General features: G+C 71.4%; 9 protein-coding genes and 2 pseudogenes. 5 read left to right on the top strand and 6 right to left on the bottom strand.

What is annotated here, in order from left to right; genetic code table 11:
• Positions 1–1416, bottom strand: a 1416-nt coding sequence (locus tag QCZ28_RS30810; RefSeq protein WP_279519889.1) for an extracellular solute-binding protein, incomplete at its 3' end; no start/stop codon positions are given.
• Positions 1417–1600: 184 nt separating this feature from the next.
• Complete coding sequence (locus QCZ28_RS30805) at positions 1601–2359, bottom strand: maleylpyruvate isomerase family mycothiol-dependent enzyme (protein ID WP_279519888.1); 759 nt, start codon at positions 2357–2359, stop codon at positions 1601–1603.
• Between the two features lie 69 nt (positions 2360–2428).
• Between QCZ28_RS30805 and QCZ28_RS30800 the strand changes: the two genes are divergently transcribed.
• Positions 2429–3511, top strand: coding sequence for a UDP-N-acetylmuramate dehydrogenase (locus QCZ28_RS30800; RefSeq protein WP_347815143.1), 1083 nt, complete (start codon positions 2429–2431; stop codon positions 3509–3511).
• 164 nt (positions 3512–3675) lie between these two features.
• Here QCZ28_RS30800 and QCZ28_RS30795 read toward each other — a convergent pair whose 3' ends face one another.
• Together QCZ28_RS30795 and QCZ28_RS30790 are read right to left on the bottom strand one after the other, a co-directional pair.
• Positions 3676–4464: a class I SAM-dependent methyltransferase gene (locus tag QCZ28_RS30795; protein WP_279519887.1), complete on the bottom strand. Its 789-nt coding sequence runs from the start codon at positions 4462–4464 to the stop codon at positions 3676–3678.
• A gap of 187 nt (positions 4465–4651) precedes the next feature.
• The gene (locus tag QCZ28_RS30790; RefSeq protein WP_210862890.1) at positions 4652–5419 is read right to left on the bottom strand and encodes an SDR family oxidoreductase; all 768 of its coding nucleotides are present in this window, start codon (positions 5417–5419) and stop codon (positions 4652–4654) included.
• A gap of 206 nt (positions 5420–5625) precedes the next feature.
• Here QCZ28_RS30790 and mshA point away from each other — a divergent pair, with 206 nt between their 5' ends.
• The 4 genes and pseudogenes from mshA to QCZ28_RS34575 form a co-directional block, all read left to right on the top strand.
• Positions 5626–6990 (top strand): D-inositol-3-phosphate glycosyltransferase, encoded by a 1365-nt coding sequence (mshA, locus tag QCZ28_RS30785; RefSeq protein ID WP_279519886.1) that lies wholly within the window; start codon positions 5626–5628, stop codon positions 6988–6990.
• A 57-nt stretch (positions 6991–7047) separates the two neighbouring features.
• Positions 7048–7563 (top strand): YbjN domain-containing protein, encoded by a 516-nt coding sequence (locus tag QCZ28_RS30780; protein ID WP_279519885.1) that lies wholly within the window; start codon positions 7048–7050, stop codon positions 7561–7563.
• A 318-nt stretch (positions 7564–7881) separates the two neighbouring features.
• Positions 7882–8184 (top strand): annotated as a pseudogene (locus QCZ28_RS34580) (hypothetical protein); the annotation flags it as partial.
• Between the two features lie 594 nt (positions 8185–8778).
• Positions 8779–9180: pseudogene (locus tag QCZ28_RS34575) on the top strand (hypothetical protein); the annotation flags it as partial.
• 364 nt (positions 9181–9544) lie between these two features.
• On the opposite strand, the gene QCZ28_RS30765 reads toward QCZ28_RS34575, so the two are convergent.
• On the bottom strand, positions 9545–10840 hold the full coding sequence (locus tag QCZ28_RS30765; protein WP_279519882.1) for an MFS transporter: 1296 nt from the start codon (positions 10838–10840) through the stop codon (positions 9545–9547).
• A 74-nt stretch (positions 10841–10914) separates the two neighbouring features.
• Positions 10915–12189: an MFS transporter gene (locus QCZ28_RS30760; RefSeq protein ID WP_279519881.1), complete on the bottom strand. Its 1275-nt coding sequence runs from the start codon at positions 12187–12189 to the stop codon at positions 10915–10917.
• Positions 12190–12227: the final 38 nt, after the last annotated feature.

Raw genomic sequence — 12227 nt, 5'->3', positions numbered from 1 at the left:
CCCGTCCGACAGGGCTCGTAGGGACAGTTGCACTGTCGGATTCGCCGGATCGTTCAGCACAGCGTACGGCCACAGGAAGTCGTTCCAGGTGGTCATGAACGTGAGCAGGCCGAGCACGGCGGCGGCCTTCTTTGCATTGGTCACCGCGTCGGTCCAGCCCTGCGCCGGGCTGCGCTGGCCCAACTCGACGGTCCGTACGGCGTTCTCCACCTCGGTCCGGACGGCCTGGTTCTTCGGGCCCATGTAGACCGGCTTCAGGCTCTTCGCGCCGCTGCCGAAGATCGTGCCGACGGGTGCGTCGGAGAAGTACGCGTTCTTCGCGCCGGTGATCGCCGGGTCGTCGAGCGCCTGCGGCGAGGACGGCAGCGGACCCTTGGCCTTGAACGCGCCGATCTGACCCTTGGCGCTGGTGAGGAACTTGGCCAGCTCGATCGCCTCGGCCTGGTGCTTGCTCTGCTTCGGCACGGCGAGGTGCGACCCACCCCAGTTGCCACCGTTGCCGGGCACCTGGGCGATGTCCCACTTGCCCTGGGCGCCGGTGCCGGCGTTGGCCTCGATGACGCCGGTCATCCAGGCGGGGCAGGCGATCGTGGCGAACTTCGACTGTTTGAAGGCGGAGACCCACTCCTCGGACCACGATCCGTACTTTCCGGAGAGGCCCGAGTCGATGATGTCCATCGTGGTGTCCCAGGCCTGCCGTACCGACGGGTTGCTGTCGACGACCAGCTTGTCGCTGGTGTCGTAGTAGCTGTAGCCGGTCGTGTTTCCAGCGGTCTGCAAGAGGATGGTGTTGAAGGTGTTGGTGGCCGCGTCGAGGAAGGACGCCCCGGTCTTGGCCGCGACGAACTTCTCGCCGGTGGCGATGTAGTCCGGCCAGGTGGGCCAGAGCTTGGAGACCGCGTCCCGCTCGGTGGGCAGCCCGGCCTTCTCGAAGAGGTCCTTGCGGTAGCACATGGCGATGCCGCCGACGTCGGTGCCGAGGCCGATGAGCTGCTTGCCGTCGGCGGTCAGGCCGGCGTTCCACTTCCACTCGAGGAAGTTGCCCTTGAGGTCGGCGGCGCCGTGGTCCAGCAGGTTGACGAAGTTGCCGGGGTTGGCCTTGTACTCGACCAGCAGACCTTCCTCGATGGCCACCACGTCGCCGGCGCCCCGGCCGGCGGCGAGCCACTGGGTCAGCTTCGGCGAGTACTCGTCGAGGTTGGTGCCGGTGCCCCGCTCGACGATCTTCACGTCCGGGTTCGCGGCCATGTACTCCTGGTAGAGCTGCTCGTAGCCGAACTGGCCGAAGACGTCGACGGTCAAGGTGATCGGCCCGTCGCCCTGCTCGTCGCCGCCGCCGCAGCCAGCGGTGACGAGCAGGGCGGTGGTGGCGGCGAGGGCCACCGCGGCGAGGCGGCGGCGCGGGAAGACAGCCATGGGTTTCGACCTCTCTCAAGGCGGGCGAGTGGTGGCAGATGATTCAGAGAGCGCTCTCACGACACTGTGGTAGGTGGCTGACCCGCTGTCAAGAGAGCGCTCTCACGAGATCGCGAGGTCGGCCCCGCACGCCGACGAGGGCGCCACCCCGGATGGGGTGACGCCCTCGTTCGTGACGGGTCGGTCAGCCGGTGCGCAGACCGTCCAACAGGGTGCGGTCGCCGACGACATCAAGCGTCTCGAAACTCACCCGCCCCCACAACGCCAGCAGCAGGTCGCTCGCGGTGCCGCTGACCTGGGCACGCGCGTGGTGATCGTCGTGGTCGAAGATGGTCGCGGTGTCGAGCAGCGCCACCCCCTCGCCGCGCAGCCGCAGATACCACTCCTGGGCCGCGTCCGTCGCGCAGAGCTGCACCACCCCGTGCCAGTCACCCGGCACCTGCCGCCGGCCCGCCGGGAGCCAGGTGTCCAGCACCTCGCTCACCCCGTCGGCGGCGAGCTTCGCCTCCACCGGGTCACCGGCCGCGATGGCGAGCTGCGCGTCCCAGCGGTGCACAGCCGTCTCGTGCGCCATCCGACGCGGCCAGAAACCGGCCTTCTTCGGCTGGGGCGCCCAGTTCCACGCCGGTGCCTCCGGGTCCAGCCCGTCGAAGACTGTCATCACCCGGTCGTAACCCTGCTGCCACAACTGGAGCGCGTCCACGCCCGGGTCGGCCTCGAGCTTCTCCCGCCGAGGCGGCTGGCTGGTCTGGCCGGTGCCGGCGAAAGACGAAACCCACTGGTAGATGCCGGCCATGTGCAGGGTCAGGTCGTTCACCGTCCAGCCCGGACAGGACAGCACCGGTGTCTCCGGCGGCGCCTCGGCCACCGCTGCGGCGAAAGCCGGACCCTCCGTCCGGAGCGCCCCGATCCAGAAATCCTTGCTGCCCTGCAGTCTGCTCATCGCCATCCTCCCGGGGGTGCCGGGCGACCAGTGGGTGCCACGGCTAATTGTCAGCCTAAGGTGAAGGGCGTGCCAGACGCCTCCGCCCAGCCGACAACCGACGCCGATCGTGCCATCCCCGGTCCACTCGCCGGCTACACCACCCTGCGAACGGGTGGACCGGCCGCGCGGATCGTGGCCGCCGACAGCGCCGACGAGATCGTCCGCGCGGTGCGGACCGCGGCAGAGCCGGTCCTGATCCTCGCCGGGGGCAGCAACGTGGTGATCGGCGACGCCGGCTTCCCCGGCACCGTCGTCCTGGTGCGCTCCCGTGGCGTGCGGGTCATCGCCGAGGACGCCACCTCGGTCACCGTACGGGTCGACGCCGGCGAGCCGTGGGACGACCTGGTGGCCACCACTGTCGCCAACGGCTGGTCCGGGCTGGAGTGCCTCTCCGGCATCCCCGGCTCGACCGGCGCCACCCCGATCCAGAACGTCGGCGCGTACGGCCAGGAGGTCGCCGAGACGATCACCGGCGTCGAGGTGTACGACCGGATCCAGGGCACCCGCCAGGTCATCCCCGCCGCCGACTGCGGCTTCGCCTACCGGGGCAGCATCTTCAAGTACGTGGACCGGTGGGTGGTGCTCTCGGTCGACTTCCGACTCACCAGGTCCCCACTGTCCGGGCCGGTGCGCTACGCGGAACTGGCCAGAGCGCTCGGCGTCGAGGTGGGCGACCAGGTGCCGCCGGCGGACGCCCGGGCGGCGGTGCTGCGGCTGCGCGCGGGCAAGGGGATGGTGCTCGACGCCAACGACCCGGACACCCGCTCGGTCGGCTCCTTCTTCACCAACCCGGTGCTCGACCGGGCGACGTACGACCACCTGGTGGAACGCGCCACCGACCTGGGCGACCCGCCCGCCTGGCCCGGCGCGGACGGCCTGGTGAAGGTGAGCGCCGCCTGGCTGATCGACAAGGCCGGCTTCGCCAAGGGCCACCCGGGCGAGGGTGGGGTGGCCATCTCCAGCAAGCACACCCTGGCGCTGACCAATCGCAGCGGCACCGCCCACACCAGCGACCTGCTCGCCCTCGCGGCCACCATCCGCGACCAGGTGCACGCCCGCTTCGGCGTGACCCTGCATCCCGAACCCGTCCTCGTCAACTGCACCCTCTGACCCACCCCACCCGGGCCCCCGTCCCACCCCGTCCCCCCTGGTCCCACCCCGTCCCCATCCCGCGATCTTGCAGTTCCTGCGCGGGCATAAAGGATGAAAAAGGGCGAATCACCAACCGAAAGCGCAAGATCGGCGCGTGTCGGGTGGAGCGTGTGGGGTGGGGGTCAGGGCAGAGGCCAGGGGAGGGTCAGCTCTCCGTGGCGCCAGCGGGTGCGGGTGTCGAGGATCGGCCAGCCCTCTTCGCGCAGCTGGGTCACCGCTCGCAGCCAGCGTTGGCGGGGGCCGAAGGTGGCGTACGGGGCGGCGGCCTGCCAGGCGTCGTCCAGGGCGCGGATCAGCGCGTGCACCGGCTCACCGGGCACATTGCGGTGGATCAACGCCTTGGGCAGCCGCTCGGCCAGCTCGGCGGGGCTGCCCAGCGTGGTGAGCTTCGCGGCCAGGGTCAGCGTCCGTGGGCCTTCGGCGTCGATCAGCAGCCAGCTGGCGAGCCGCCCCAACTCGTCACACGTGCCCTCGACGAGCACTCCACCGGGGGCGAGCGCGGCGGTCATCGTCCGCCAGGCTTCGGCCACCTCGCTCTCGTCGTACTGTCGCAGCACGTTGAACGCGCGGACCAGCACCGGCCGGAGCCCGGCCAGCTCGAAACCGCCCCGGGCGAACGTCAGCCCGGGTGGATCGGCGGCCGTTGCCGCGGCTGCCACCCGGGCCGCGTCGATCTCCAACCCGACCAGCCGGACGTCCGGGCGCACCCCGGCCGCCAGCCGAGCGCGCAGCTCCACGGCCGTCACCGGGGTGGCGCCGTAACCGAGGTCGACCACCAGCGGGTCGTCCGCCGCCAGCAGCCGGTCCGCGCAGGTGGCGACGATCCAGTTGTCCACCCGGCGGAGTCGGTTCGGGTTCGTCGTGCCGCGCGTGACCACCCCGAACGGTCGTCGCCGCGCTGTAGGGCTCATGTCGACCTCAGGGCCAATCTCCGTTCGCCGCTGCGGGCTCGCAAGCCCGGCTCACTCCTCGCGCTTCACTGTGCGGGTCTTTGTTCGCGGCTGCGGGGCTCGCAAACCCGGCTCACTCCTCGCGCTTCACTGTGCGGGTCTTTGTTCGCGGCTGCGGGGCTCGCAAACCCGGCTCACTCCTCGCGCTTCACTGGCCCACTCGGTGGACCTTGTGCTGCGCGGCCTGCGCCCGTGGCCGGACCACCAGCCGGTCGACGTTGACGTGCTCGGGGCGGGTGGCGCACCAGGCGATGCAGTCGGCGACGTCCTCGGCGACCAGTGGCCCCGGCACCCCGGCGTAGACGGCCGCTGCCCGTTCCGCGTCGCCCTCGAAGCGGACCAGCCCGAACTCGTCGGTCTTCACCATGCCCGGGTCGATCTCGATGACCCGCAGCGGCCGGCCACACAGCTCCAGGCGGAGCGTGCCGGCGATAGCGGTCTGCGCGTGCTTCGCGGCGGTGTAGCCGCCCCCGCCCTCGTACACGGTCAGGCCGGCGGTGGACGAGACCACCACGATGGTGCCGGAACCGGAGGCTTCCAGCGCCGGCAGCAGCGCCTGGGTGACCCGCAGGGTGCCGAGCACGTTCACGTCGTACATCCACTGCCAGTCGGCGACCGAGCCGGACTCCACCGGGTCCAGCCCGCGCGCCCCACCAGCGTTGTTGACCAGGAGGGTGACCGGCCCGGGTGCCTGGGCGGCGGCCTCGGCCAGTCGGGCCACCGACTCGTCCGAGGTGACGTCGCAGGTCACCGCGGTGGCCTGCCCGCCAGCGGCGGTGATCTCGGCGACCAGGTCGGTGAGCCGTTCGGCGCGGCGGGCGGCGGCGAGCACGTGGAATCCCTCGGCGGCGAGCCGGCGGGCGGTGGCCGCGCCGATCCCGCTGGACGCTCCCGTGACGATGGCGACTGAGGTCATCCCGACATTGTCACAGTGGGCCTGCCACCGGCCCCGACCGGGCGTGCGGCAGGCATCGGCGGGCATCCGGGTGATGAGGTCCGTCACCCCGGGGGGCCGCGCCCGGGAATTTCAGTAGGCCGATGGGGAAGATGGCACCGGGCGTACAGGTTGACCGAGAAGCGCCGGTCGTGCGAGACGGCATCAACCGTGACGAAGGAGCGGATGTGGCGGAAATGCACACCGGTGTCGGACGTCAGCGAGGTGCCCAGCCGTGGCCCCGGCCTCGCCGCATCGCCACCCTGTCGGTACACACCTCGCCCCTGCACCAACCCGGTACGGGTGACGCCGGCGGCATGAACGTCTACATCCTCGAAGTCGCCCGGCGTCTCGCCGAGGCCAACGTGGAGGTGGAGATCTTCACCCGGGCCACCTCCGGTGACCTTCCCCCGGTGGTCGAGATGGCGCCCGGGGTGCAGGTCCGGCACATCACCTCCGGCCCCCTGGAAGGGCTCACCAAGGAGGAGTTGCCCGGGCAACTCTGCGCCTTCACCGCCGGGGTGCTGCGGGCGGAGGCATCCCGCCCGCCCGGCCACTACGACCTGATCCACTCGCACTACTGGCTCTCCGGCCAGGTCGGCTGGCTGGCCAAGGAGCGCTGGGGTGTGCCGCTGGTGCACACCGCGCACACCCTCGCCAAGGTCAAGAACGCCCAGCTCGCGGCCGGTGACCGGCCAGAGCCCAAGGCCCGGGTCATCGGCGAGGAGCAGGTGGTCGCCGAGGCCGACCGGCTGGTCGCCAACACCCGGGTCGAGGCCAGCGACCTGCTCGACCGCTACGACGCCGACCCGACCCGGGTCGCCGTCGTGCAACCGGGCGTCGACCTGCGCAGGTTCCGGCCCGCGTCGGGCGACCGGTCCGCGGCCGCCCGCCAGGCCCGTCGCCGGCTGGGGCTCCCCGTCGACGGGTACGTGGTTGCCTTCGTCGGTCGGATCCAGCCGCTCAAGGCCCCCGACGTGTTGATCCGCGCCGTCGCCGCGCTGCGGGAGCGCGACCCGGCAGTGGCCGACCAGGTGACAGCGGTGATCTGTGGTGGGCCCAGCGGCAGTGGGCTGGACCGGCCGACCGCCCTGATCGAGTTGACGGCCAAGCTGGGGGTCACCGACGGGGTGCGGTTCCTGCCACCGCTCACCGGGGACGACCTTCCCGCCCTGTACCGGGCGGCGGATCTGGTCGCGGTCCCGTCGCACAACGAATCGTTCGGGCTGGTCGCCCTGGAGGCGCAGGCCTGCGGTACGCCGGTGCTGGCCGCCGCCGTCGGCGGGCTTGTCACCGCCGTACGGGATCAGGTCAGCGGGGTGCTGATCGACGGGCACGACCCCGTCGACTGGGCGCGTGCGCTGGGCAGCCTGCTGCCGAACCGGGCACTCCGGTCGGTGCTGGCCCGAGGCGCCGAGCAGCACGCCCGGCATTTCTCCTGGGACCGTACGGTCGCGGGTCTGCTCGGGGTCTACGGCGAGGCGATCGCCGCGCACCGCGCCCGGCTCGCTGCCGACCTGGCATGCGACCCGGCGCTCTCCTGCTCCTGGTGACCCGGGGCGTCGGTCGCCACCCGGTGCGCGGGCCGGGTCGGTCGTAGAGTGGGTCCGGTGAGCCCGAAGAGCGATCTTGCGACCCTGATCGAGTCGGTCTGTGCCGAGCGTGACCTGGCCTGGGAGTCGACCGGCCCCACCTCGTACGCGGTGACGCTGCCGGGCACCCACAAGCTCAAGACGGTCTGCAACCTGATCGTCGGCGAGCACGCGCTGCGGATCGAGGCGTTCGTGATGCGTCAGCCGGACGAGCGCCGCGAGGAGTTGTGGGCGTGGCTGTTGCAGCGCAACGCCCGGATGTACGGCGTCTCCTTCTCCACCGACGCGGTCGGCGACGTGTACCTGACCGGTCGGGTCAACCCGGCCGGCGTGGACGCCGACGAGTTGGATCGGCTGCTCGGCGCTGTCCTCACGTACGCCGACGAGTCGTTCGACACGATGCTGGAGATCGGCTTCGGCAGTTCGATCCGGCGCGAGTACGAGTGGCGGGTCAAGCGGGGCGAGTCGACGGCCAACCTTGCCGCCTTCGCCCACCTCTTCGAGCCCTCCGGCGCCGGCCCCGACCCAACCTGACGCGATGCCCGCGTCGTTGGTGTCGCGGATGCGGCCGTCGCGGTGTGCGGATACCGAACACTGGTCGTCCCTGGAGCGTGATCCACTCGGTTTTCCTGATAACGCGGTATCCGAGCGACGCCGATGGCGCGACTTCAAGAAAACCGAGTGGATCACGGGCGGGGCTCAACCCGCCTGACGGCCGATGCCTCTTCACGCCGGATCCAGCATGGCGGACTGTCGGTGGTTCGGAGTGCTCCTGACGGGTATGCCGCACCGCGCGGTGCGGCAAGGGACCCCCGCGCGCCGATGACGGAGTGCCAAGGAGCGGAGCGTCCCATGGCTCAGCGGAACAGCTCAGGTCGCGGCGCGACTGCGACCAGGACCAAGCGACAGGCCGGCAACCAGACGCCGGGTACGCCAGGAGTCTCCGAGTCGGAGATCTCCCGGATGCGGGTGGACGACATCCGCGGGCAGCTGCGCAAACGCGGGGTCTCCGGGATCTCCGCACTGCGCAAGCCCGACCTGGTGAAACAGCTGGTGCGCTCGATGCGCGCCGGCGCGGGTCGGAGCAGCACCGGCCCGTCGGGCCGGGCCACCGGCACCCGGGCGTCGGCAGGTCGCGCCGCGGCCACCAAGAAGTCGGCGGCCAGGCCCGCATCGAGCCGGGCGAAGGCCGCGCCGGCGAACAAGAGCGCGCCCGCGAAGCGGGCCGCCGCAACGAAGGCGAGCGCCGCGCGGAAGTCGACGGCGGCCGCCAAGAGGGCACCGGCGAAGAAGGCGACCGCGAGGAAGACGACGACGGCGGCGACGTCGACGGCCGCACGGAAGACCGCGACCGCGAGCAGGACGACCGCCGCCCGTAAGACCGCGGCGGCCCGTAAGACCGCGGCGGCCCGTAAGACCGCGGCGGCCCGCAAGACCGCGGCAGCGCGCAAGACCGCGGCGGCCCGTAAGACAGCGACGGCGCGTACGGCGCCCGCGCGGAAGGCGCCGGCGAAGAAGGCACCGGCGCGGCCGGCGGCGAAGCGTGCGGCGCCGGCCAAGAGCACGGCGGCGAAGCGTGCGGCGCCGGCCAAGAGCACGGCGGCGAAGCGTGCGGCGCCGGCCAAGAGCACGGCGGCGAAGCGTGCGGCGCCGGACAAGAGCGCGACCAAGCGCACGGCAGCGGCCAGGAGCACGGCGGCCAAGCGGACGGCGCCGGCCAAGAGCACGGCGGCCAAGCGCACGTTCACGCAGTCGACCGGTGGCGGCACGGCGGCCGGCGGGATTCGGACCGGACGGGGTACGGGTCGGTCGGTCCGCAGTTCGCAGGTGATCTCGTCGACCACGGACCGGCCGGAGCGGCCGGGGCGGAGTCTGGTCACGGCGAACCACGAGGTGATCAAGCGCTGGGCGCGGGACCGCGGGGCGAAGCCGGCGACCATCGCCGGCACCGAGCGGGACGGTCGGGCGGGGGTGTTGACCTTCAACATTCCCGGATACCGGGAAAGCAGCCGGATCCGCGAGATCACCTGGGATGAGTGGTTCCACACCTTTGACCTGCGGCGGCTGAACCTGATTTATCAGGAACAGTTGCGAGACGGTCGGCAGAGCAACTTCTTCCGGACCGAGTCACCCGATCGGGAAGACGGTTGAGGTGTTTGCGGGAATGGCCGGCGGGTAACCGGCTGTTGCCAACGGACGAGGCCGGAGCAGCGGATACTCGCCAGTTGTGACCGGCGAGACAGCCGTTCTGGGTTGAATCCAGAATCCGGGCGAACTAGCTTTATTGCACCGCGCCACGTTTGGAAACGTTCGGGGGAGCGGCGGATCGATCAGATCCGCGCACCAGACGAGGCGCGAGGGGACGGGTGGAATAACCGTTGGGGGACGGTTCCCACCTGTTTGGACCGGCGGCGTGAGCGGGCGATGCTTACGGGGGTGAGTGTTGCCCGCCGCCGCCGGCCCCGCCGGCAGGCGCCCACCACGACCTCAGGGACGTGGTGGGCGCTTTGCGTCGTTATCCGGTCGGTACGCGGTCTGCGGCGTTCTTCGGTTCCGGGTCGGTGACCCGGCGCAGGGCGGCCACATGCCGTTCCCGGGGTGGTCCGGCGAGCAGGTGCCCGAGCGCGGCCAGCAGGCCCAGCCCACCCACGATCAGCCAGTGCCGGTCGCCGAGGTGCTGAAGGCTCACCCCGCCGAGGGTGGGCGCGACGAACGCCGCGGCCGGGAAGGTCAGGTAGAAGACCGACTGGTAGCGCGCCCGTAGCTGTGGTGGTGCCAGGTCGGCGTTGATCTGCGCGTTGGGCGGGGCGGCGAGCATCGAACCGACCGTCCAGATCACCGCGGCACCCAGGTAGACGGCCAGTTCGTCGGCGACGGCGAGCGCCCCGAAGCCGAGCGCGAGCAGCGCGGTGGAGGCGGCCAGCACGACGTCCTTGCGGTGCCGGTCGATCAGTCGGGGCACGAACAGTTGCCCGACCACGATCAGCGCGCCGCCGAGCGCCACCACCAGCCCGTACGCCGATGGCCCCAGGCTGTCCGCGCGCATGGCCAGCGGCATGATCGTCGACGTCTGCATGGTGAGTACGGCCAGCACGAAGGTGAGCCCGACGAAGACCAGGAAGGTGCGGTCGGTGAGCGCGGTGTGCAGTCCCGGTCGACGGACCCGGACGGACCTCGGTGCCGCGCGGGTGGCGGGCGGAAGGCCGGCCACCGGCTGGGCCAGTCGCAGGGTTTCCGGCACCTTCCAGGCGATCACGGCGGCGGCGGTGAGGGTGGCACCCGCGTCGACCAGGAACAGCGCCGTGAAGCTCGCCTCGGCCAGGATGCCGGCGAGCAGCGAGGCGACCGCCATGCCCAGGTTGAACGCCCAGAACTGGAGGTTGAACGCGCGCGAGCGGCGCTCGGCGGGCACCACGTCGACGATCGCGGCGACGAACGCCGGGCTGGGCATCGAGTGGACCACGCCGATCAGCGCGGAGAGCGCCGCGATCAGCAGCAGTGGTCGGGTGAAGGCGAGCGCCACCATCAGACCGACAGTGGCCAGGTGCGCGGCGAGCAGGGTTGCCCGGCGTCCCCAGCGGTCGGCGAGCACCCCGCCGAACAGGACGCCGGCCGCCCCGCCGGCCCCGTACGCGCCGACCACGGTGCCGGCCAGACTTTCGCTCGCGCCGCGTACGTCGGTGAGGTAGAGCGACAGGAACAGCATGGCGAACGCGCCGGCCCGGTTGATCAGCAGGCCGGCCCAGAGGTACCAGAAGGTGGCGGGGAGCCCGCCTGCGGTGTCGTCCCACCAGCGCCGCAGGGCGTGCACCAGACCTCCCGACAGTTCAGACTGTTAACTGTTTCCACTGCACAGTAGGAAGTCCGGCCCCGAGGCGCCAGCCGTTAAGCCTCGGCGGGCTGTGGTGCCCGGGTCGCGGTGGCCGGTGCCAGTGCCTCGCCGGAACGGCGCAGCGCGGTTGCCCGCCGCTCCCGGGCCGGGCCCGACACCAGGTGGGCGACCGCGGTCAGGAGGCCGAGCGCGGCGCAGCCGTACCAGAGCGTGTCATTGCCGGCATGCTCGCGGACCAGGCCACCGAGGATCGGCGCGCTGGCCCCGGCGATCTGCCACGAGAGGGAGAACACGCCCTGGTAGCGCCCGCGGAGCTCGGCCGGGGAGAGTTCGGCGATCAGCGTGGAGTTGGACGGCGAGTTCAGCATCTCGCCGACCGTCCAGATCAGCACTGTCAGCCCGTAGAACCAGGCCGTGCCGGCGAACGCGGTCAGCCCGAATCCCACGCCCATCACCACCGAGGCCAGCGCGAGCACGTGCGAGCGGCTCCGACCCCGGATCAGTCGGGGTACGAAGAGCTGGCCGACCACGATGAGGATGCCGTTGAGCGCGATCACCGAGCCGTAGGTGGCCGGGCTCAGACCGTCGTCGCCCATCGCGATCGGCAGCATCGAGATGTGCTGGAGGAACACCAGCGCGGCGAACAGGTTGAGCGCCACGAAGCCGAGGTAGACCCGGTCGGTGAGAATCGTGCGCAGTGCGCCGCGCGGGGCGGCCCTCGTGGCGGTGGCGGGGCCGACCTGGCGGGTCTCCGGCACCTTGCTGAAGATGATCAGCGCGGTGATCAGCATGGTGGCCGCGTCGACCACGAACAGCAGCAGGTAGTTGGCCTGCGCGGCGAGACCGGCGAGGACGGCGGCGCAGGCGAAGCCCAGGTTGATCGCCCAGTAGTTGAGCGAGAAGGCGCGCAGTCGGTCCTTTGCCGGGACCACGTCGATCATCATGGCCCCGAACGCGGGCCGGGCCGCCTCTGCGAACATGCCGAGCAGCAGCGCGCCCAGCGCCACCGCCCAGAGGTCCCGGGCCAGCCCGAGCGCGAGCATCATGGCCGCCGCGCCCACGTGTGCGGTCAGCAACGTCGGTCGGCGGCCCCACCGGTCCGCGAGAGTGCCGCCGGCGGTGGTGCCGAACGCCCCACCGACGCCCCAGAGGCCGATCACCAGACCGGCCTGGGAGGCCGAGAAGCCACGTTCCTGGGTCAGGTAGATCGCGAGGAAGACCAGGACGAACGAGCCGAGCCGGTTGATCAGGGTGCCCGACCACAGGTACCAGAAGGTGGTCGGTAGGCCGCCGGTGGTGTCCCGGAACCAGCTCCGCATCGTCCGCATGTGGCGCCCCGCTTGCAAGTAATGACCGATGTGACTGT

Source organism: Micromonospora sp. DH14 (genome assembly GCF_029809455.1).
Classification (GTDB): domain Bacteria; phylum Actinomycetota; class Actinomycetes; order Mycobacteriales; family Micromonosporaceae; genus Micromonospora; species Micromonospora parva.
The sequence above is the reverse complement of the archived record's forward strand: the minus strand, read 5'-3'. Positions and strand labels throughout refer to the sequence as shown.

Coding starts and splice junctions, on each gene's coding strand:
- QCZ28_RS30805 (WP_279519888.1), bottom strand. CDS start 2,359: ATGAGCAGACTGCAGGGCAGCAAGGATTTCTGGATCGGGGCGCTCCGG.
- QCZ28_RS30795 (WP_279519887.1), bottom strand. CDS start 4,464: ATGAGCCCTACAGCGCGGCGACGACCGTTCGGGGTGGTCACGCGCGGC.
- QCZ28_RS30790 (WP_210862890.1), bottom strand. CDS start 5,419: ATGACCTCAGTCGCCATCGTCACGGGAGCGTCCAGCGGGATCGGCGCG.
- QCZ28_RS30760 (WP_279519881.1), bottom strand. CDS start 12,189: ATGCGGACGATGCGGAGCTGGTTCCGGGACACCACCGGCGGCCTACCG.